The organism is Poseidonibacter antarcticus (assembly GCF_003667345.1).
GTDB classification, from domain to species: domain Bacteria; phylum Campylobacterota; class Campylobacteria; order Campylobacterales; family Arcobacteraceae; genus Poseidonibacter; species Poseidonibacter antarcticus.
Genome location: NZ_RCWF01000008.1, coordinates 53876 through 75508 on the forward strand (window position 1 = coordinate 53876; position 21633 = coordinate 75508).

Annotated in this window: 20 protein-coding genes; 7 read left to right on the top strand and 13 right to left on the bottom strand. The window is 28.7% G+C overall.

The annotated features are described in order from the left end of the window. Position 1: 1 nt before the first annotated feature. Complete coding sequence (gene pseC, locus D9T19_RS10315; protein ID WP_121628153.1) at positions 2-1126, bottom strand: UDP-4-amino-4,6-dideoxy-N-acetyl-beta-L-altrosamine transaminase; 1125 nt, start codon at positions 1124-1126, stop codon at positions 2-4. Between the two features lies 1 nt (position 1127). Next, positions 1128-2114: a UDP-N-acetylglucosamine 4,6-dehydratase (inverting) gene (gene pseB / locus D9T19_RS10320; RefSeq protein WP_121628154.1), complete on the bottom strand. Its 987-nt coding sequence runs from the start codon at positions 2112-2114 to the stop codon at positions 1128-1130. Between the two features lie 127 nt (positions 2115-2241). Here pseB and D9T19_RS10325 point away from each other — a divergent pair, with 127 nt between their 5' ends. From D9T19_RS10325 to D9T19_RS10345, 5 genes are all read left to right on the top strand, one after another. Further along, on the top strand, positions 2242-2442 hold the full coding sequence (locus D9T19_RS10325) for a hypothetical protein (RefSeq protein WP_121628155.1): 201 nt from the start codon (positions 2242-2244) through the stop codon (positions 2440-2442). A gap of 111 nt (positions 2443-2553) precedes the next feature. Further along, a complete protein-coding gene (recA, locus tag D9T19_RS10330; protein WP_121628156.1) occupies positions 2554-3591 on the top strand; it encodes a recombinase RecA in 1038 nt (345 codons plus the stop codon). 147 nt (positions 3592-3738) lie between these two features. Beyond that, a complete protein-coding gene (gene eno, locus D9T19_RS10335; protein WP_121628157.1) occupies positions 3739-5013 on the top strand; it encodes a phosphopyruvate hydratase in 1275 nt (424 codons plus the stop codon). 11 nt (positions 5014-5024) lie between these two features. Beyond that, complete coding sequence (locus tag D9T19_RS10340) at positions 5025-5267, top strand: septum formation initiator (RefSeq protein WP_121628158.1); 243 nt, start codon at positions 5025-5027, stop codon at positions 5265-5267. Further along, a complete protein-coding gene (locus D9T19_RS10345) occupies positions 5264-6013 on the top strand; it encodes an AMIN domain-containing protein (protein WP_121628159.1) in 750 nt (249 codons plus the stop codon). The genes D9T19_RS10340 and D9T19_RS10345 overlap by 4 nt, the downstream gene beginning before the upstream one ends. On the opposite strand, the gene D9T19_RS10350 is transcribed toward D9T19_RS10345, so the two are convergent. The 7 genes from D9T19_RS10350 to D9T19_RS10380 all read right to left on the bottom strand — a co-directional run bounded on the left by D9T19_RS10350 (position 5978) and on the right by D9T19_RS10380 (position 13664). Then, positions 5978-7138 carry a cation:proton antiporter gene (locus D9T19_RS10350; RefSeq protein ID WP_121628160.1) on the bottom strand — a complete coding sequence of 387 codons (1161 nt, stop codon included), beginning with the start codon at positions 7136-7138 and terminating at the stop codon, positions 5978-5980. The genes D9T19_RS10345 and D9T19_RS10350 overlap by 36 nt on opposite strands. Positions 7139-7147: 9 nt before the next feature. Next, positions 7148-8029: a biotin synthase gene (locus D9T19_RS10355; protein WP_121628161.1), complete on the bottom strand. Its 882-nt coding sequence runs from the start codon at positions 8027-8029 to the stop codon at positions 7148-7150. Next, complete coding sequence (locus D9T19_RS10360; RefSeq protein ID WP_121628162.1) at positions 8013-8531, bottom strand: metallophosphoesterase family protein; 519 nt, start codon at positions 8529-8531, stop codon at positions 8013-8015. Before D9T19_RS10360 ends, D9T19_RS10355 begins: the two co-directional genes overlap by 17 nt. A 6-nt stretch (positions 8532-8537) precedes the next feature. Beyond that, positions 8538-10961: a type I DNA topoisomerase gene (topA, locus tag D9T19_RS10365; protein WP_121628163.1), complete on the bottom strand. Its 2424-nt coding sequence runs from the start codon at positions 10959-10961 to the stop codon at positions 8538-8540. Positions 10962-11020: 59 nt separating this feature from the next. Beyond that, positions 11021-11800 (bottom strand): UDP-N-acetylmuramate dehydrogenase, encoded by a 780-nt coding sequence (locus tag D9T19_RS10370; RefSeq protein ID WP_121628164.1) that lies wholly within the window; start codon positions 11798-11800, stop codon positions 11021-11023. A 7-nt stretch (positions 11801-11807) separates the two neighbouring features. Then, positions 11808-12671: a menaquinone biosynthesis family protein gene (locus tag D9T19_RS10375; protein WP_121628165.1), complete on the bottom strand. Its 864-nt coding sequence runs from the start codon at positions 12669-12671 to the stop codon at positions 11808-11810. A 99-nt stretch (positions 12672-12770) separates the two neighbouring features. Continuing rightward, complete coding sequence (locus D9T19_RS10380; RefSeq protein ID WP_121628166.1) at positions 12771-13664, bottom strand: LysR substrate-binding domain-containing protein; 894 nt, start codon at positions 13662-13664, stop codon at positions 12771-12773. A gap of 207 nt (positions 13665-13871) precedes the next feature. Here D9T19_RS10380 and D9T19_RS10385 point away from each other — a divergent pair, with 207 nt between their 5' ends. Together D9T19_RS10385 and D9T19_RS10390 are read left to right on the top strand one after the other, a co-directional pair. Further along, positions 13872-14873 carry a D-cysteine desulfhydrase family protein gene (locus D9T19_RS10385; protein ID WP_121628167.1) on the top strand — a complete coding sequence of 334 codons (1002 nt, stop codon included), beginning with the start codon at positions 13872-13874 and terminating at the stop codon, positions 14871-14873. 45 nt (positions 14874-14918) lie between these two features. After that, positions 14919-16133 (top strand): dicarboxylate/amino acid:cation symporter, encoded by a 1215-nt coding sequence (locus tag D9T19_RS10390; protein WP_121628168.1) that lies wholly within the window; start codon positions 14919-14921, stop codon positions 16131-16133. Positions 16134-16191: 58 nt separating this feature from the next. On the opposite strand, the gene D9T19_RS10395 is transcribed toward D9T19_RS10390, so the two are convergent. From D9T19_RS10395 to nuoL, 4 genes are all read right to left on the bottom strand, one after another. Further along, positions 16192-16560 (bottom strand): transglycosylase SLT domain-containing protein, encoded by a 369-nt coding sequence (locus tag D9T19_RS10395; protein WP_265936264.1) that lies wholly within the window; start codon positions 16558-16560, stop codon positions 16192-16194. A gap of 175 nt (positions 16561-16735) precedes the next feature. Beyond that, positions 16736-18235 carry an NADH-quinone oxidoreductase subunit NuoN gene (gene nuoN, locus D9T19_RS10400; protein WP_322900278.1) on the bottom strand — a complete coding sequence of 500 codons (1500 nt, stop codon included), beginning with the start codon at positions 18233-18235 and terminating at the stop codon, positions 16736-16738. Continuing rightward, the gene (locus D9T19_RS10405) at positions 18235-19761 is read right to left on the bottom strand and encodes an NADH-quinone oxidoreductase subunit M (RefSeq protein ID WP_121628171.1); all 1527 of its coding nucleotides are present in this window, start codon (positions 19759-19761) and stop codon (positions 18235-18237) included. Before D9T19_RS10405 ends, nuoN begins: the two co-directional genes overlap by 1 nt. Then, on the bottom strand, positions 19762-21633 hold the full coding sequence (gene nuoL, locus D9T19_RS10410) for an NADH-quinone oxidoreductase subunit L (protein WP_121628172.1): 1872 nt from the start codon (positions 21631-21633) through the stop codon (positions 19762-19764).

Sequence of the window (21633 nt, forward strand, 5' to 3'; positions counted from 1 at the left end):
ATTATTTTAAAACCTCAAATAATGTTTTAATCACATATTCTTGTTCTTCGCTACTTAATAATGGATACATAGGAAGAGAAAAACACTCTTCATAATATTTATCCATAACAGGTGTAATCTCATTTCCATATGCTAAAGATTTATAATATGGTTGTTTATTTATAGGCATATAGTGAAGTTGTATTCCTATATTTTTTTCTCTTAGTTGATTAAACAAATCTACTTTTGAGATAGATAGTTTTGTAAAATCAACTTGAACTACATAAAGATGATATGAAGACTTCCCATCAAAAGTATAAAGTGGTTTTACTATTGAATTTTTAAAAGCTTTATCATAAGTTTTTGCTATTTCATATCTTCTTTGTAGAAAATCAACTTGTTTATTTAATTGTGTTAAACCTAAAGCACATTGAATATCTGTAATACGATAATTAAAACCTAAATCTCTCATTTCATATTCCCATGGTTTCATATCTTTTGTTTTTATCATTCCATGAGTTCGAAGTTGTAATAGTTTTTCATAGATTTCTTTAGAATTTGTACTAATTGCTCCACCCTCACCTGTTGTTAAGTGTTTTACAGGATGAAAAGAGAATATTCCACAATCACTATTAGTACAAGAACCTGATTTTATACCATTATAAGCAGCACCAATTGAGTGAGCATTATCTTCTAATATTGTTATATTATAAGTCTTTTTTAAATACTTCAATTTATCTTGATTTAACATACGACCACTAAAAGAAACTGCATAAATTGCTTTTATACTTTTATCTTTTTTTAGTTCTTCTTCACATATATCTAAGTCAATATTCCCATCACTAGAAATATCAACAAAAATAGGTTTTGCTTGAACATAAAGTATACTATTTGAAGTAGCTAAAAAAGAGTTAGGAGTTGTTAAAACCTTATCATCTTTTTTTAGTAAAACTAAAGAAGCTAGATGTAGTGCTGCTGTTCCATTTGAAACGGCTACTACATATTTTGCTCCACAATAAGTGCTTATAGCATTTTCAAACTCTTTTACTTTTGGACCAGTAGTCAAAAAATCTGACTTTAGAGTCTCTATAACTATATCTATATCATCTTCTTGGATGCACTGCTTACCATAAGGTATAAATTTCATCTTATGATCTTTCTAACATCTCTAAAAATTGTTCATTAGTAAGGTAATCTTCATTATTTAAAGAATCATACTCAAAACCTATTCCTATATCTTTTCCTTTTTTATTAAGCGCATTAATAGTGAAATCTACTTTTTGTGCAAACTGTATAGTTGGAGTAATTACATAATAATTATCAAATTCTATTACATTATCACTTGCAGTTATCATAACTTCATGCATTTTTTCACCTGGCCTAATACCTATAATTTTATGAGGTAATTTTGGAGCAAGAGATGTTGCTAATTCAGTCATTTTCATTGATGGAATTTTTGGAACAAATATCTCTCCACCATGCATTCTCTCGAAATTATTTAAAACAAATTTTACACCATCTTCTAAAGTTATTAAAAATCTTGTCATATCAATATTAGTTATTGGTAATTCTTTTGCACCATTATTAATAAGCTTTTGGAAAAATGGTACAACAGAACCCCTTGAACCTACAACATTTCCATATCTTACAACTGCAAATCTTGTTTTTCTTTCCCCAACAATATTATTCGCAGCTACAAAAAGTTTATCTGATGCTAATTTTGTAGCACCATAAAGGTTAATAGGTGCAGATGCCTTATCAGTTGAAAGAGCAATTACTTTTTCAACATTATTTTTTAATGCAGCATTTATTACATTTTGAGCACCATCAATATTTGTTTTTATACATTCCATTGGATTATATTCTGCAATAGGTACATGCTTTAAGGCTGCTGCATGGATTACAAAATCAACACCTTGCATTGCGTCATCAAGTCTTTTACCATCTCTTACATCACCAATAAAATATCTCATACATTTTTGATCATAATCTTGGGCCATTTCATATTGTTTTAGTTCATCACGTGAATAAATAATGATTTTGTTAGGTTTATATTTTTCTAGTAATATTTTCGTATATTTTTTACCAAAACTACCAGTACCTCCAGTAATCAATATATTTTTATTATCAAACATCAAAAGCCTTTTTAATCTAAAATAAAGATTTGTTTATTTATATATAATACCTAATAAATAATTAATATATATCTTTATAAGACTTAATATGTAATAATTTATGCAATTTAATAACATAGGTATTAACATGGAAAACAACCCAATCCCGGAAGATATTATTAAAATACAAAAAAAACTTGCAAGCTTTGAAATAAATTCAAGAAATTACAAAAAATATACAAAAATTCTTGCAAAACATGTAAAAGCATTTACAATGAAAAAAAGAGTGAATTCACATATAAAAACTATAGAAATAGTAGAAAAGATATCAAAAGATAAGAAAGATTAAAAATATTTAAATTAAAAATCTTACAATTTGTAATAAAATTAGATAGTTTCAAAAAAATCTGCTAAAATTCTTACATAATAAAATATTTAGAAACAAACATTAGGAAATAATATGGATGACAATCAAAAAAAATCACTAGACTTAGCAATAAAACAAATAGACAAAGCATTTGGAAAAGGTACTCTTATAAGATTAGGAGATAAAGAAGTAGTTCCAACAGAAGCTATTTCAACTGGTTCATTAGGATTGGATTTAGCATTAGGTGTTGGTGGTCTTCCACAAGGTAGAGTTATTGAAGTTTATGGTCCTGAGTCATCGGGGAAGACAACTCTAACATTACATGCAATTGCAGAGTGTCAAAAAGCTGGTGGTGTTTGTGCATTTATTGATGCAGAACATGCTCTTGATACTATGTATGCTAGAAATCTTGGTGTTGATATTGATAACTTGCTTGTTTCTCAACCTGATTATGGTGAGCAAGCTTTAGAAATTTTAGAAACTGTTATTCGATCTGGTGCTGTTGATTTAGTTGTAATTGATTCAGTTGCAGCACTTACTCCAAAAGTTGAAATTGATGGAGATATGGATGATCAACAAGTTGGTGTTCAAGCAAGACTTATGTCTAAAGCATTAAGAAAAATCACTGGTTTATTAAATAAAATGCAATGTACTGTAATCTTTATTAACCAAATTAGAATGAAAATTGGTATGACAGGGTATGGAAGTCCTGAAACTACTACAGGTGGAAATGCACTTAAATTCTACTCATCAGTTAGACTTGATATTAGAAGAATTGCAACACTAAAACAAGGTGATAATTCAATTGGAAATAGAGTAAAAGTAAAAGTTGTAAAAAACAAAGTTGCAGCTCCATTTAAACTTGCAGAATTTGATATTATGTTTGGTGAAGGTATTTCAAAAATGGGTGAGCTTGTTGATTATGGTGTAAAACTTGATATCGTTGATAAAGCAGGAGCTTGGTTCTCTTATGGTGATGCTAAAATTGGTCAAGGGAAAGAAAACTCTAAAGTATTTTTAAGAGATAATCCAGAAATTGCAAAAGAAATTGAGAATAAAATCTTAGCTGCGATGGGTGTAAATGATGAAATACTTGAGGGTGAAATAAAAGAACCTAAAGAAGAAGACTAAATATAAAAAAATTAAATCAAAGAGAAAATTCTCTTTGATTCTTATCCTTACACAACATTAATAACTAGCTAATAATTATCTTTAACAAAGCAAACAAAAATCAATTTTTTGATATAATCTATTAAATTACAAGAATAGGAGAACTACGTGGTATTTATTGACAATGTATACGCAGACGAAGTATTAGATTCAAGAGGAAACCCAACAGTAAGAGCTACTGTTATATTAAGTGATGGAACAAAACAAAGTGCAATAGTACCAAGTGGCGCAAGTACAGGGAAAAGAGAAGCTTTAGAATTAAGAGATGGTGATCATAGATTTTTAGGTAAAGGTGTTCTAAAAGCAGTTGAAAATGTTAATACACTTATTGCCGATGAATTATTAGGATTAAGTCCATATAATCAAGCAGAAGTTGATGCTACAATGAAAGATATAGACGGAACTTCTAACTATGCAAAACTTGGGGCAAATGCTGTTCTAGGTGTTTCTATGGCAGTTGCACGTGCTGCTGCTGCATCTTTAAGCATTCCATTATATAGATACTTAGGTGGAGCAAATGCTATGACTATGCCTGTACCTATGTTTAATATTATTAATGGTGGAGAACATGCTAACAACTCTGTTGACTTCCAAGAATATATGATTATGCCTATAGGTTTTGAGAACTTCAATGAAGGTCTAAGAGCTGTTAGTGAAATTTATCAAAACTTAAAAAAAGTTATTGATGAAATGGGTGAATCAACAGCAGTTGGTGATGAGGGTGGATTTGCTCCAAACTTAAAATCAAATGAAGAACCATTACAAGTAATTATTAAAGCAATTGAAAAAGCAGGATATGTTCCAGGTGAACAAATTGCATTAGCACTTGATGTTGCAGCATCTGAGCTTGTTAATGATAAAGGTTTATATGTATTAAAATCTGAAAATAGAGAAGTTACAGCTGAAGAATTAGTATCATATTACTCTGATTTATGTTCAAAATATCCAATTGTATCTATTGAAGATGGATTAAGTGAAGATGATTGGGATGGTTGGAAAGTATTAACAGAAGCATTAGGTCATAAAATCCAATTAGTTGGTGATGATTTATTTGTTACTAATGCTGCAATTTTAAATGAAGGTATTAATAAAAATATCGCAAACTCTATTTTAATTAAACCAAATCAAATTGGAACAGTTTCTGAAACTATGTTAACAATTAGATTAGCTCAAAGAAATAACTACAATTGTGTAATGTCTCATAGATCAGGTGAAAGTGAAGATGCTTTTATTGCTGATTTTGCTGTTGCTTTAAATTGTGGTCAAATTAAAACTGGTTCAACTGCAAGAAGTGATAGAATCGCTAAATATAATAGATTACTTGAAATTGGTGCAGAAATTGCATATGCAGAATATTTAGGAAAAACACCTTTTACTAAATAGTAAAATTATTTATGAAAAACTTTTTACGTAGTTACAAGAAATTTATAGCAATTGTAATAGCTTCTATTACAATTACTATATTTCTTTCTTATCACGTAGCAAATACTCTTTTTGGAAATAACTCTTTAGAAGTTTATAACTCTTTAAAGTATAAAAAAATTTATTTAGAAAAAGAAATTGTAAGATTACAAGAAGAAAATGCTTATTTACAAAAAGAATATTTTGAATTAAAAAATCTGGAGCCTGAAGAATGAAAACTTTATTTTTATTTACATTAACACTAGTTTTAACATTAAATTTAAATGCAAGAGAAAATCCATTTGAAGCAACAAATGCATATGAAGAAGAAGCTGCAAGAATTATTGAACAAAATGAAATTGATGAAAATGCAATTAATGAATCAGCCTACATAAAAGAAATGCAAGAAAAGATGTCTAATGTATCTAATGAAGATACAAATAAAAATAAAGTTGAAGAAGCTATAAAAAAATTAACTCCTGCATTAAAAGTAGAAAAAACTTATACGAAAAAAGAAGTTGATAAACTTATACAAAAAACAAAAGTCCAAACAGAAAATAGAACAAAACAAATAGTTAAAAAAGAGTTAAAAAAAACAACAGCAGTTAAACCAAAACAAATTGTCTATGTAAAACCAAGAACTGATATAATTGATGAAGAAATGAAAACAAAAAAAATCTCAACTTTTATAAATATTGAATATAATGATTCAAAATTAATTATTCATTCAAAAGATAATGTATCTAAAAAGTTCACTATAGAAAAAGAAAATAAAATCATTATTGATTATAAAGCAAAAAAGAATTTTTATACAAAAAGAGCAGAGTTAGACTCTACTAATTTCAAAAAAATTGCAGTTGGTAACCATAAAAAAGAAAACTTTTATAGGGTTGTAATTCAATTAAATGATGCACCTTCTAACTACAAAGTTGAATATAAAGATAAATTAATTACGATCATTCAAATTAATATAGTTAGATAAAATTCTAATAGCTATCATAACAAGTAATACTTCTAAAATAGCAGCTAGAATGAACGCATAGTAATACTCTTGTGTAATTGAATGATTATTATATGCAAGTGTTGTTACAGCAATTAAAAGTGTCAATGGCATAGAATGTGATAAACCTAACATATAAAACTTATTTAACCCAATATCTTTAATAAACAGTGTAGAAGCGATTAATCTAATAATAATCATAGCTGCTGTAATTAATAATGCTTTAACAAATAAACCATCATGGAATATTGCCTCAATCTCAAAAGATGCACCTACAGAAATAAAGAAAATAGGAACAAGCCAACCAAAACCAAAGTGTTCTAACTTAGAAGGTAATTGTTTATTGTGACCTTCAAAGAATGTTGTAATAAAAGTACCTGCTATAAATGCTCCAAATGCAACTTCTAGGTGCAGATACATCATAACTGTTATCATTAAGAAGAAAATAGCCATTGACATTCTAATATCTTGTTCTTGATTATCTTTTTCAGGCATTAAATATGTTTTTATTTCAGGATACCACCAGATTAAATTATGAAACAATTTATAAATAAATATCATAGAAATAAGGAAAGCAGTAAATAAAATCATAGTTTTATAAAACTCATAATTTATTCCAAACTCTAATACAGCTGATACAGTAGTTAATGCAAAGATAGAAACTATTTCACCAATAAGTCCAACAACAATAGCTAGCCTAATCCACTCAACATCACCATACTCTTTTTTAAGAGTAGCAAGTAAACCAATAGAAATTAAAGGCAGAACAGCGATAAATAAGTTACTTAAATCAAAGTATACAGCTATCAATGTTGATAAGGAAAAAAGGATTACATTGTACAACAAGGATTTTTTCAACATTGAAGGAGAAATATTAACAAGCTTTTTTAAATCAACTTCAAGTCCTGCTAAAAACATAAGATATAAAAATCCAAGTTCTGCTACTAAATGCAAGATTGCATGTTCTACTATAAAAGAAAAATAAACAGCAATTGCACCTAGCATTATCTCAACTGTAATAGTTGGAAGTCTTAAAAGCTTAGCAATTAACGGTGAAGTAAATATAATTAAAGATATGGTAATAATAATTGATATTTCTTCAGTCATTAAACAGTCCTATTTCTCGTCAGCCATTTTAACAACATGCTTAGCTATTTTAAAACCTTGCGCTTCTAATGCTTCAACATCATCTTTTGGTGTTTTACCAGCAGTTGTTAAATAATCACCAATAACAAAAGCATTTGCACCTCTATTAAAGATTTTATATTGCTCATCACCAAACATTAATTCTCTTCCACCTGCAACCATAATCTTATGTGCATTTGGAATCATCTTTCTTGATAATTCAATTAAATCAAAAGCTTCTTCTCTTGTAATTGTATTTTCTACAATTGGTAAAGCTTCATTTGGATGGAAAAAGTTCAAAGGAACATTCATAGGATCTAATGATGCAATTGATTTAATCATAGAAATTCTATCTTCTTGCGTTTCACCCATTCCAAAAATTCCACCACAAACTAATTGTAATCCTGCTTCTTTTACATTTAAACAAGTTTGGTATCTATCATCCCAAGGATGAGTAGTACAAATTGATGGATAAAAGTCTCTTGAAGTTTCTAAGTTATGATTATAGTTATCAACACCTGCTGCTTTTAATTCTTTTAATTGTTCAACAGATGCAGTTCCATTACAGGCGATTAATCTTAGACCTAAGTTTTCAGCTTTAACAGCTTTTGCAGCTTTTGCAATAAATTTTGTTTTTTTATCAGTTAAACCAAGTCCTGCTGTAACTAAACAAAATCCAACTGCACCATTTGCTCTTGCAATTTTAGCTTCTTTAACAATTTGTTCAATTTCTTTTAATTTATATCTTTGAATATCCGCTTTATATCTTACACTTTGTGTACAGAATTTACAGTCTTCATTACATGTACCACTTTCAGCATTACAAATAGCACATAAAAATATTTCATCAGTTTTTTTAAATTTTTCGTTCATATTTATATTCTTCTCTCTCATAATTGTTTTTATTTATATCTTTAAAATAGTGTGAGATTATATACTCATTTTCATTAATTTCTAGTAGTACACACTCAATAAGTGGTTTCTCTCTTGCACATACTTCTCCTGGGTTTAAAAAAAGAGTATTATTTTTGTATTCACATTCAAACATATGTGTATGTCCAAAAATTACTATATTTGCATCAGGAGTTAAATGATAAGGCATATGCATTAGTTTAAAAGTTATATCTTTAATTTTAAAATAATAAGGTTCTTGCTTAATCACATATTTATGAGATATTGAAACTAGATTTCTATCATTGTTTCCAAAAACACTCACATAAGGTAAAGCTGATTCTTTTAATAGTTGAAGATTTTTTTCAATACATAAATCTCCTGCATGAACTAAATATTGACAACCTTTTTCTTTTAATAAAGTAATTACTTCTTTAGTATAGTCACTTTTAAAGTGACTATCTGAGAGAATTCCAATCTTCATTGTTTATTACTTTGTTTCTTTTTTCGCTGGTGTTTTTTTTGCAGCTGGTTTCTTAGCTGCTGCTTTTTTTGCAGGTGCTTTTTTAGTTGTAGTTTTTTTGGCTGCTGGCTTTTTAGCTGCAGTTTTTTTTGCTGCTGTTTTTTTCGCAGGTGCTTTTTTTGCTGTTGTTTTAGATTTTGGATCTTTTGCAATAATCTCTTCACACTCTTCTAGTGTCAAATCTTGGGCAACTTTACCTTTTGGTATTTTGAAATTTTTTCTACCTTGTTTAATATATGGTCCATATCTTCCAATAAGAACATGTATTTTTTCTTTTTCAAATACTTTTATAGTTGCTTTTGCTTTTGCTTCTGTAATTTCTTGAATTACTTCTAAAGCTCTTGGTAGCTCTATAGTATATGGATCATCAGTTTTTAATGAGAAATAATTAGTTTTCACTTGTAAATATGGTCCAAATCTTCCTATATTTGCTTTAATATCTTCACCATCTTTTGTTTGTCCAACAACTCTTGGAAGTGTGAATAAAAATAATGCTTCATCCATTGTAATCGTATCCATATTTAAATGTTTTGGAATTGCTACAAATAAAGGTTTTTCTTCATCATCTTTTGTTCCAATTTGAACAAATGGACCAAATCTACCTACTCTTGCACTCATTGGTTTTCCAGATTTTGGATCAGTTCCTATTTCTCTAATTTGTAAATAGTCTTCTTTATTTACAGTTTCTTCTTTTTCATTAATAGTTTTTTTGAAGTCCCCATAAAAATCTTGCATTACTTGTTCCCAAGCAATTTTACCTTCTGCAATATGATCAAACTCTTCTTCAATTTTTGCTGTAAATCCAAGATTAATAATATCAGAGAAGTGATCTGCTAAAAAGCTATTAACTATTTCACCAGTTGGTGTTGGTGTTAATTTTTTATCTTCTGTTTTTACTACATATTCTCTTTGTTGAATAGTTGAAATTGTTGGAGCATAAGTTGAAGGACGTCCAATACCTTCTGCTTCAAGTTTTTTAACTAGTGATGCTTCTGTATATCTTGCAGGTGGTTTTGTAAATAATTGTTCTAAATCTAGTTTTTCTAGATTTAAAATTGTTCCTACTTTAATAGTTGGTAAAATCTTTTCTGTACTATCTAAAGCACCTTCAGGATTATCACTACCTTCTGTATAAGCTCTCATAAATCCAGGGAAAATAATTCTTTGTCCCTTAGTTTGGAATTCAAACTCTTTATCTTTTCCAGCTTGAATCTTATATGTAGTATTTGCAATTTGAGCTGCTGCCATTTGAGTAGCTAGTGTTCTTTTCCAAATCAAACTATAAAGTTTATATTGAGAATTTTCTACAAAAGCTTTTATATCACTAGGTTTTAAACTTAAATCAACAGGACGAATAGCTTCGTGAGCTTCTTGTGCGCCTTTTGCTTTTGATTTATAAACTCTTGGTTTACTTAATGAATAATCTTTTCCATATTCTGTTTCAATTACTTGTTTAGCTGCACTTGTTGCAACTGTAGAAAGATTTAATGAATCTGTTCTCATATATGTGATTAAACCACCTGTATGACCTGGGATATTCCCTACATTTCCTTCATAAAGTTGTTGAGCAATAACCATTGTTTGCTTAACAGAATATCCAAGTTTTCTACTTGCTTCTTGTTGTAGCGTAGAAGTTGTAAAAGGAGCTGCAGGATTTCTTTTAGATTCTTTTTCTTCAATATCATTTAATAAAAAGTTTCCAAGTTTTATTGAAGCTTCTATTTCTTTTGCCTGTGCTTCATTTGTAATTTTTTTATTTTTACCGTTTATTTTTGCTAGTTCTGATTTTAATTCTGGGTCTTTGAATTCAGATTTAATTTTCCAGTACTCTTCTGGTTTAAATTCTCTAATTTCATTTTCTCTATCAACTATAATCTTAACAGCAACACTTTGAACACGACCAGCAGATAATCCATATCTAACTTTTCTCCATAGTAATGGTGAAAGTTCATATCCAACAGCACGGTCTAATATTCTTCTTGCTTGTTGAGCATCAACTAAGTGCTGATCAACTTCTCTTGGGTTTTCTAAAGCTTTTAAAATAGCATCTTTAGTAATTTCATGGAATACAATTCTTTTAATAGGGTTGTTTTCAATTTTTAAAGCAGGAATCAAATGCCATGCAATTGCTTCCCCTTCCCTATCCTCATCGGCCGCTAGGTAGATTGTCGTATCTTTATTAATATGTTTTTTTAAATCTGAAATGACTTTCTTCTTATCAGTAGAAATTAAATATTTAGGCTTAAAATTATCATCTGGATCAAATCCGAGTTTTGACTTAGGTAAATCTCTTACATGACCCATTGATGCCATTACTACGTAATCGCTTCCTAAAAATTTTGATATTGTTTTCGCTTTTGCGGGTGACTCCACTATTACTAAATTCTTCACTAAAAAAAACCTTATATTATTTTGAATTTTTGCATTCTAACATAAAAAAATTAATATTACTAATAAATTATAATCTCAACTTTCATATCTATATTAAACTGCTCTTTTATTTTACTCTTTGCTAAATTGATTAAATATAGAGCATCTTCATACGTTCCTGCCCCATTATTTACTAAAAAATTTGCGTGTTGTGATGAAAAAGACATATCGCCTTTTTTTAAGCCTTTTAGACCAATTTCTTCAATTAATCTACCTGCAAAATCATCTTTTGGATTAGCAAAACAAGACCCAGCACTTGGAATATGTGGTTGATTATCTCGCATTTTATTAAACTGCTTTAATCTATCTTTAGAAAAACCTTTTGAAATATTAAATACAACTTCATAAACAATTGAATCCAATTTAGTATGTCTATATGAATATTCTACATCATCTTTTTTGATATAGCCATCTTTTGTTTTAATGCTATGGATATGATTAAAAACTTCCCAAGATTTTAGTCCTGCATTCATTTTAACTAAACCACCCATATTTCCAGGTAATTTAGCTAGAAACTCTAAGTTTGCAATATCATTATTTCTTGTATAAGTTAAGAGCTTACCTGAACTTGTCGCACATCCAACGTAAAGTAAATCACCAATTTGTTTTATGTAATCAAACTCTTCACCTAAAATCGCAAATTTTGGATGATTTGGACCAACTAAAGTATTATTAGCTCGACCAATTATTTGATAATCTTTATAATCACCTATTTCATTAATTACTAAAACATCAACTTTTGGTCCTATTTTAATTGATGAATACCTTGAAAAATCAATTTCTTTAAAATAATTTTGCATTATTTATTTATTTTGCTCTTAATTCTTCATATTCACTAGGAATTAGAAAATCTTTTGATTTTACTAAATTTTCATAGAATCCATTTTTATAACCTAATTCAAATAATTTATCTAAAGCTTTATATTGAATATCACTTAGCTCAACTGAATTATCATTTGCATAAAGATCTAAATATGTATCTAAAGTATTGGCATCAACACGAATAAGACCTTTTTCAAGTAACATAGGAGCTAAAACTTTTCTATTCTTATTTGCTACATCAACTGCTTTGATTAAAGTATTTTCATAATCAATTGCACTATGAAGTGGAATTGATCTTCTAATACACATTCCACCAAGTGGCAATGGTAAACCTCCACCACTTAATTCAACCCAAATATCCCAAAGTTCACGCTCAACTTCAAGAGTATCACTAAAGTTAAGAATTGATTCATGGATTAAAACACCTGCATCAACTGTTCCATCAATTACAGCTTGCTCGATTTCTAAGAAGTTCATATAAGTAATTCTTGCATTTGGATAGGCAATTTTAAATAAAAGACCATTTGTAGTGAACTCACCACTAAGTGCAACTTTAAAATTTCTTTTTAATTTTGTACCTTTTTTCTTTATTAGTTTAGGTCCATAACCCTCTCCAAAAGAAACAGCAGTTTTTAATAAAGCATAATCTTCTTTTACAAATGGATATAAAGCAAATGAAATAGCACAAATATCATATTCACCTTTTATCGTAGCTTGGTTTAAAGTCTCAATATCATCAGCAATATTTGTAAATCTAGCATTATTAGGAGTTACCCAACCAAATTTAATCGCATAGTACATAAATATATCATCAGCATCAGGTGAATGTGCAACACTTATAGTTTTCAAAAGCAGTCCTTTGTTTTTAGTAGAGGGATTGTATCACTTAATGGTTTATTTTTTGTTTATAAAAAAATAAGATACTATTTTTAATCCCTGAAATTTTTACTATTGAAAATTATCATATTCTGAAATATTTTTTACAATATAATCTTTAAAAGATTTAAAAACTGCATTTTTAAACTTATTTTTGTGGTAAACAATATAACAGTTTCTTTCAAATTTCATATTTATAATATTGATTTTATATAATCTCTTATTCGTAATTTCATAAGCTACACTTTTTTCTGGTAAGATGGAAATAGTATCTCTATATTTAACTAAAATTCTTTTTATTGCTAAAGTATGTTCAAGTTCTAAGCTTACATTTAATTGAGATTCTAGATCACCAAGATATTCAAAAAAAACATTCATAACTCCTGATGTTTTTTCTCTTATTATCCATTCTTTATCTAAAAGTTGATCTATATAATAACTCTTTTTTGAAAGATTGTAATCGGAACTAACAACTATAAGCTCATCTTTATATAATAACTCTTTTATAATATTAGGATGAACCACTTCGCTTTCTATAAAACCTATATCAAGTTTTCCATTTAATATGAGTGATGTTATTTCAACAAACTCATTATATAAGTCATTTATTTTAACATCTTTAAATTTCTTATTATATTTGTATAAAAGTATTGGTAAAACATATACTCCAATTGTATTTGTAGCAGCAATATTTATACTTCCTGAAATTTTATTCTTTGAAAAATCATTTTGAATATCTTTCATTTGAGATAAGAGAGGAATTATTTTTTCATATAAGATTCTTCCTCTTTCATTTAATATAAGTTTTTTACTGATTCTATCAAATAGTTTTTCGTCAAATTCTGATTCAATTGATTTAATTGTCATTGATATATTAGGTTGAGAAAGTCCCATATCTTTTGATACTTTAGTAAGATTAGAACAATTAACAACATTTTTAAATATCTCCATATCTTTTATAGTCATGCCAATTATCCTTGCTTTACAAATAGGGATGAAATTATAACCAATTCACCTTAATTTATGACAACAATATTGTATATATAACATACAGTTTTAATGGTTATAAGTTTTACTTATAGAAAGTATATAAAATATTTATTTCCTATAAATAATCTGTTCAGATAAGATTCTAGAAGTTTAATATTACACAATTTTGAGGAGAAGATTAATATGGATTTAAATAGATTTAAAAAACGAGGCTATGTTAAAAAGACAACAGATATAGACCCATTAAATAATATAACAAAAGTAATGAATAATGGAGTTAATCTTTATATAAAAAGAGATGATATGTTAGAAAATGGGGGAAATAAAACTAGAAAATTAGATTACCTTATTGCAGATGCTCTTGAAAAAGGTTGTGACACATTAATTACATGTGGAGCAGTACAATCAAACCATTGTAGAATTACATTAGCATGGTCAAATGTAGAAAAAATGGATTGTCACTTAATATTAGAAGAAAGAGTACCTGGGTCTTATTCTGAAGATGCAAATGGAAATAATTTCTTATTTCACCTAATGGGTGCTAAATCTATTAAAGTTGTTCAAGGTGGAGCAGATTTAATGGCAAAAATGGAAGAAAAAGCAGAACAATTAAGAGCAGAAGGTAAAAAACCATATATTATTCCAGGTGGTGGATCAAATGGTATTGGAGCTTTAGGATACTCATCTTGTGCCTTAGAAATAATGGAACAATTAACTAAAAAAGCATTAGATATCGATGCTATTGTTGTACCTTCAGGAAGTTCAGGAACACATGCTGGAATGGCAGTTGCATTAAAAGCAATGAATAGTAAAATCAAATTAGTAGGTATAAATGTATCAAAACCAGAAGATGCTCAAAAAGAAGTAGTATATAAAGTTGCACAACAACACTTAGAACACTTAGGATTAGATAAAGACTTATTAAAAAAAGAAGAATTAATTTGTATTGGAGATTATGTAGGACCTGGATATTCAAGAAGAACAGATGGAATGGTTGATGCAGTTAAAACTTTCGCAACAGAAGAAGGTATTTTATTAGATCCAGTTTATACAGGAAAAGTAGGAGATGGGTTTTTAACATTAGTTAAAGACGGTTATTTCAAAGAAGGCGACAATGTATTATTTTTACATACAGGTGGTTCAATTGCACTATATGCATATATAGATTATTTTAAAAATAAATAGTATTTATTACCCAACTTGATTAAATAATTTACTAAGGAAAAATTAATGAAATTGTATTATAAAATTTTTATTGGATTAGTTGCTGGAATTATCTTTGGATATGTATTTAGTGATTATGCTGGTTATCTAAAACCTATTGGTGATATTTTTATTAGATGTTTGAGGATGATTGTTGTACCCTTAATCTTCGCAACTTTAGTTATTGGTGTATATAATGCTGATATAAAAAATTTAGCAAAATATGGTACACAAACCGTAGTATACTTTTTATTTACTACAGCTATTGCGGTTACAATTGGTTTAATAGTAGCAAATATTATTAATCCAGGTCAAGGTTTAGAATTAGGAGAACTTACAGAAGTTAAAGAAGTTGCACCTGTTACTTTTTCAAGTGTAATAGTAAATATGTTCCCAATTAATCCTATAGCTTCTTTTGCAAATGCTTCTGTTTTACAAATAATTGTATTTGCACTTTTCTTTGGAACAGCAATGAGTTTAATAGGAGAAAAGTCTAAACCTGTAGCAGCATTTTTTGATTCTATATCTGAAATCATGTTTAAAATTTCAGAAATGGTAATAAAATTAGCACCTTATGGAGTATTTGCATTAATGGCATGGACATCAAGTAAATATGGTCTTGATATTATTCTTCCTATGTTAAAACTTATATTTGCAGTATTTATAGCTAGTTTAATTCATATTCTTGTAACTTATGGATTATTTATTAAGTATGTAGCTCGTATTTCTCCTATATCTTTTTTCAAGAAAATAGCAGAACCAGCAGTGGTAGGTTTTTCTACTTGTAGTGCTGCAGCTGCTTTCCCTCTAACAATGAGAGCACAAAAACAATTAGGAGTTCCACGAGAAGTATCAAGTTTTACATTGCCAATGGCATTAACAATAAATATGGATGGAACTGCAATTTATCAAGCAATTGCCGCTATTTTTATTGCTAATGCTTTTGAGGTAGATCTTAGTATTCCACAACAAGGAATGATTGTATTAACAGCAGTTCTTGCTTCTGTAGGAGCAGCTAGTATTCCCGGTGCTGGATTAATTATGTTAGTAATGGTACTTGAATCTGTAGGATTACCACTAGAAGGTATTGCATTAGTAGCAGGGATTGATAGAGTTTTAGATATGTTTAGAACAACTACAAATGTTGTTGGAGATAATACCTCTGGAGTTGTAGTGTCTGCTTTAAATAATAAGTTAGATAGGAAAATAACAGAAACTCCTCTATCAGAATTAGAAGATTAACTTAAATATATTAGATGGAAATGGCTTAAGAAATAGCTATTTTTATCTATACCCTTTTTTATAATTTATACTCAAATTTCAATTTCTTAATAATATCAAATACTTTTGTAGCATAATCTACACCTCGTTTACTATTATAATTCCAACCTGTATTATAACTTGACCATATTCTTGACCAGTTATTTTTATGTACTTTTCTCCAATATACTAATTCTATAATTGCATTTGCTGTTGCAAAACCTACATCATTTATTAGTTTTTGTGCATAAATACTTCTATTATATGAATTATCTTTTACTTTTTGGCGTTTTAATACTGTTTTTATATTTGCTTGAAATAAACCATAATCTTCACTTTTTGAATTTATAATATATTTTCCAAGTGATGATTCTTTTATGGCTAAGGCCATTAGTGTGTATTTCATCATTTTATCATCTGTTAGAGATTTTATTTTCTTTAAAATTATAATATCATTTTTCGTTAGATTTAAAGAATTAGAAAAAAGAAAGGAAAAAGAAAGGAGTAAAATAATACATATTTTTTTCATAAGATTATTTTACAATAATTCTAAGCATTTAGAAATAAATGCTTAGAATATTTATCTAGAAGCCAGCACTAGTAACGTAATAGTGAATTATTTCTAATAATGGTTCTACTGCTAATACAGAAACAACTGCAAAGAATACACATATTCCAATTACTGATTTCATTGGTGTAGATGCATTTTGCATAAACTTAGTATTTGCACCTTTTATTGGATCTTTTAAGAACATATATGAAATTGGTCTTAAATAGTAATAAGCAGCAATTGCTGAGTTTAATACAATGATTACAGATAATGCAATTTCTCCTGCATTAACCGCACTTGCAATTAAATACATTTTACCCCAAAATAATGCAAATGGAGGAAGACCTGTTAAAGCAAAAAGGAACATTGCTAGAATTGAAGCTGCAAATGGTGAGATTTGAACTAGACCTGAATATTTTTCAAAAGTATATGGTGATTCATAATCTTTTGATTCTTTCCCTCTGTTTAACCATAACATACCAAAAGCACCAAAGTTTGTTATTGTAAATAAAATCCAATATAAAAATAATGCTGTTGTAGCTTGTGTTGTTCCAATATAAATAGCTGCCATTGCCATTCCTGCATTAGAAATAGAAGAATAAGCAAGCATTCTTTTAATATCGGTTTGATGTAGGGCTATTAAGTTTGGAACTGTAATAGTTAATATAATTGTAGTATAAAGCATTGTTTTAATAATAATATCATCACTTGCAACAAATACTTCAAAGAATCTAATAGCAACTACGAAACCTGCCATTTTTGGAACTACGGATAAGAATCCAGCCATTGCTGAAGTTGAACCTCTATAAACATCAGGAACCCATACATGATATGGGAATAATGATAGTTTAAAACCAATTGCAGCAAACATAAATACAAATCCAGTTAATACAAATACATAGTTTGCATAATTTTCACTAGATAAGAAGTTTTCTTGAACAATTACAGCTGAAATTTGTGATAAATCTAAAGTACCTGTAAGTGCATAAAAAATCATTGAACCAAAAGCAAAGAAACCACTTGATAATGAACCCATTGTAAAGTATTTAACAGAAGCTTCAATTGATGTCATTTTATTATGCATTGCAATCATTGTATACAGAGATAATGATGCTGTTTCTAATCCAACAAAGATTAAAATTAAAGAATCAGAACTTACCATAAATTGGAATCCTGCAATTGTAAATAAATACAATGCAAAGAATTCTGCATATCTAAACTCTTGAAATCTTAATTTTGATAAGAATAAGAAAATAAATAATATTGCACCAATAATGATAACACATTGAGATAAAACAGCAATACCATCAAGCAGTATTAAATCAAACATTCCATCAATAGGACCACTATATGCAAGTAGTGTAAATAAATCAAAGACTAAAAATAGTACAACTATAATTACATATAAAGATTTGTCTTTGTTTTTATTAAATAAATCTGTTAATAAAATACTAAGAGCACCAATAATAGCAATAACCATTGGAGCTAATGTTCCTAAGTTTAAAGTATCTATATTAATTGAAATAGGTTCCATTATTTAACCTCCCCAATTGAATTTAAAGAACGAAGTCTTTCTTTTGTTTTTTCGTCAACAGATTTAACATCCATTATTTTAATCACTTTTGCAACTGAGATATTTAATGGTTCTAATATAACTTTTGGATAAACACCTAAAGATATTATTAAAAATACTAAAGAACCTAGAGCTAAAAGTTCTCGACCATGAATATCTTTCATATCTTTATTTTCTTTTTTAAGTAATTCACCAAAGAATGTTCTTTTATACATTGATAACATATAAACAGCACTTAAAACAATAGTAAGTGAAGCTATAAATGTTAAGAATGGAGAAACTTTAAAGAATCCAAGTAAAGATAAAAACTCACCAACAAATCCAATAGTTAAAGGTAATCCAATTGATGCCATAAGTACAACACCATATACTAATGCGAACATTGGCATATTTTTAGCTAATCCACCAAACTCTTTGGTCATCTTTGTTTTACGTCTATCATACAGTACACCAACACTCATAAACAATGCTCCTGAAACTACTCCGTGACCAATCATTAAGAAAACAGCTCCTGAAATACCTTCCACATTAAGTGCAAATACCCCAAGGATAATAACACCCATATGAGAAATTGAAGAGTATGCAATCATTTGTTTCATATCTTCTTGTGCATAAGCAACCATTGCAGTATAAATAATTGCAATAATTCCTAGTGTTGCCATAAATGGCATAAAATATACACTCGCATCTGGGAAAAGTGGAAGTGAAAATCTAATAAATCCATATGTTTCCATTTTAAGTAAAACAGCTGCAAGTACAATAGAACCAATTGTTGGTGCTTGACTATGTGCAAGAGGTAACCAAGTATGGAATGGGAACATTGGTACTTTTACTGCAAATCCAAAGAAGAATGCAATAAATAACCATAATTGAACATCAAATGGTAGAACAACACTATACCAATCAAGTAAATTAAAACTCCAAACTCCAGTAGTTTCGTGGTAAATATATCCAAAATATAACATACCAATAAGCATTATTAATGAACCTATAAATGTATATAAGAAAAATTTAATAGCTGCGTGGAATCTTTTCTCCGCTCCCCAAAAACCAATAATATAAAACATAGGAATTAATGTTAATTCCCAGAATACATAGAACATAATTAAGTCTAAGGCTACAAATACACCAACCATTGTCATTTCAAGATATAAAATAGTGATAATAAGATTTTTAACACTTTTTGTTTCAGAAAGTCCAATTGTTGCAATCATTGTCATAAACGTAATCATAATAATTAAGAACAATGAAACACCATCAATACCAACTACATAATTAATTCCATAAGAAGTAATCAGTGGTAGTGTTTGTACAAATTGCATTTGTGCAACGCTTGTATCAAAGTCGTACCATAATAAAAGAGCTAATACAAACTCAACAATAGTAACAACAACACCAAACTGTCTCATAGAGTCTTTATGAATCATAAACCCCACGGTAGCTGCTGCTGCTGGGAAAAATATCAACATAGATAAAATATTTTCCATTTATTTAACCCCTTCAAATAATGATAAAACTAAGGCAAGAACTAAGCCTAAGATAAGTCCAAGAACCATAAGTCTTAGAGATGATGATAAGTTACCTGATTGAATAACTCGTGCTTTTCCTCCAAGCTTATTTATTAATCTTGCGATACCTTCAATCGTATTATCAATAATTTTTATTTCAATAACATTAAATACCCAAACTGAAAGTTTGTAATATGGTTTTGTAATAAAGTTTGAATAAAATTGTGGAATATAATATTGGTTTGATAAAAGTTTATAAATAGCTTTATCTTCCCAAGTTTTACTAAATCCACCATTGTTATATTTTATTACAGCATAAGCAACACCAGCTATTGCAATAGCACTTGTAACTAAGATTAAAATCCAAGCAGTTGAATGTGCTGTATTTACAGCTTCCCAAGTTGGTAAAGTTTTTGTAACAAACTCAACAAAACCATGCTCAAACCATCCAGCAACTATTGCTAAAATAGCAAGTGGAATCATTGCTGCAATTACAAAGCCTTTTGCTTCATGAGGATGATGTTCTTCATTTGAATAATTTTGCTCACCATGAAATACTTTCATTACAAGTCTAAATGAATAAAATGCAGTAAGTCCAGCAGTTATCCATAATACAGCCCATAAACCATAAGCATTAGCATCAAATGCTGATTCTAAGATTTTATCTTTTGAGAAGAATCCAGCAAGTGGGAAAATACCAGCAAGTGCTAAAGATGCAATAGTCATAATAATAGAAGTAAATTTCATTTTTTTATGTAATCCACCCATTTTTCTAATATCTAAATTATCATCCATAGCATGCATAACATTACCAGCACCTAAGAATAATACAGATTTAAAGAAGGCATGAGTAGCTAAATGGAATAATGCAACCCAATATGCACCAAGACCAGCTGCAACAAACATATAACCTAATTGAGATAATGTTGAGTATGCAATAATTCTTTTCATATCATTATGAACTAAAGCCATTGAAGCTGCAAATATTGCTACAAATGCACCTAAACAGGCAATTGCATATCCAACTTCAGGAACTAATACATATAATTCATTTGATCTTACTACTAAGTAAACACCAGCTGTTACCATAGTAGCAGCGTGAATAAGTGCTGAAACAGGAGTTGGTCCTTCCATTGCATCTGCTAACCACGTATGTAGTGGAAATTGTGCTGATTTACCCATAGCTCCTACAAATAATAATATACCAATCCAAGCAATTGTACTATATTCTAAAGTTCCTATAGTATCAAATACCTCTGAGTATTGAAGTGAACCTAAATTCCAATATATTAAGAACATTGCAAGAAGAATACCTAAATCCCCTATTCTATTCATAATAAAAGCTTCATTTGCAGCCCATGATGCTGATTCTTTTTTATACCAAAATCCAATAAGTAGCCAAGAACAAAGTCCAACCCCTTCCCATCCAATAAATAAAACAGCAAAGTTATCAGCCATTACAAGTATAAGCATTGAAAATACAAATGCTGATAGATAAGAGAAGTATCTATTAAATCCATCATCGTGTTCCATATAACCAATTGAATGAATATGAACCATTGTAGAAACAACTGTAACAACTGTCATCATAACTACACTTATTTGGTCAATTACAAAACCAAATGGAATAATTAGATTTCCAGCTTCTATCCATTCAAATAATGTTACGCTTAAAATCGCATCATTTGTATAAACATATACTAATAAGTTTAAAGAAGCAAACATTGAAACTGCTAACATAAATGATGTAAACCATCCTGTAAATGCAATTTTTTCTCTCATTGAAAATAATGCTGCAACTAAAGAACCTACTATTGGGGCAAAAAGTGCTATATAGATATATTTTTCCAT

What these genes read in the sequence shown, in the direction of transcription:
- D9T19_RS10345 (WP_121628159.1), top strand. Translation starts at nt 5,264, where the DNA reads ATGAAAACTTTATTTTTATTTACATTAACACTAGTTTTAACATTAAAT.
- D9T19_RS10325 (WP_121628155.1), top strand. Translation starts at nt 2,242, where the DNA reads ATGGAAAACAACCCAATCCCGGAAGATATTATTAAAATACAAAAAAAA.
- D9T19_RS10405 (WP_121628171.1), bottom strand. Translation starts at nt 19,761, where the DNA reads ATGGAAAATATTTTATCTATGTTGATATTTTTCCCAGCAGCAGCAGCT.
- nuoN (WP_322900278.1), bottom strand. Translation starts at nt 18,235, where the DNA reads ATGGAACCTATTTCAATTAATATAGATACTTTAAACTTAGGAACATTA.
- D9T19_RS10355 (WP_121628161.1), bottom strand. Translation starts at nt 8,029, where the DNA reads ATGAACGAAAAATTTAAAAAAACTGATGAAATATTTTTATGTGCTATT.
- D9T19_RS10390 (WP_121628168.1), top strand. Translation starts at nt 14,919, where the DNA reads ATGAAATTGTATTATAAAATTTTTATTGGATTAGTTGCTGGAATTATC.
- D9T19_RS10385 (WP_121628167.1), top strand. Translation starts at nt 13,872, where the DNA reads ATGGATTTAAATAGATTTAAAAAACGAGGCTATGTTAAAAAGACAACA.
- D9T19_RS10360 (WP_121628162.1), bottom strand. Translation starts at nt 8,531, where the DNA reads ATGAAGATTGGAATTCTCTCAGATAGTCACTTTAAAAGTGACTATACT.
- D9T19_RS10340 (WP_121628158.1), top strand. Translation starts at nt 5,025, where the DNA reads ATGAAAAACTTTTTACGTAGTTACAAGAAATTTATAGCAATTGTAATA.
- D9T19_RS10380 (WP_121628166.1), bottom strand. Translation starts at nt 13,664, where the DNA reads ATGACTATAAAAGATATGGAGATATTTAAAAATGTTGTTAATTGTTCT.
- recA (WP_121628156.1), top strand. Translation starts at nt 2,554, where the DNA reads ATGGATGACAATCAAAAAAAATCACTAGACTTAGCAATAAAACAAATA.
- nuoL (WP_121628172.1), bottom strand. Translation starts at nt 21,633, where the DNA reads ATGGAAAAATATATCTATATAGCACTTTTTGCCCCAATAGTAGGTTCT.
- D9T19_RS10395 (WP_265936264.1), bottom strand. Translation starts at nt 16,560, where the DNA reads ATGATGAAATACACACTAATGGCCTTAGCCATAAAAGAATCATCACTT.
- D9T19_RS10370 (WP_121628164.1), bottom strand. Translation starts at nt 11,800, where the DNA reads ATGCAAAATTATTTTAAAGAAATTGATTTTTCAAGGTATTCATCAATT.
- D9T19_RS10350 (WP_121628160.1), bottom strand. Translation starts at nt 7,138, where the DNA reads ATGACTGAAGAAATATCAATTATTATTACCATATCTTTAATTATATTT.
- pseC (WP_121628153.1), bottom strand. Translation starts at nt 1,126, where the DNA reads ATGAAATTTATACCTTATGGTAAGCAGTGCATCCAAGAAGATGATATA.
- pseB (WP_121628154.1), bottom strand. Translation starts at nt 2,114, where the DNA reads ATGTTTGATAATAAAAATATATTGATTACTGGAGGTACTGGTAGTTTT.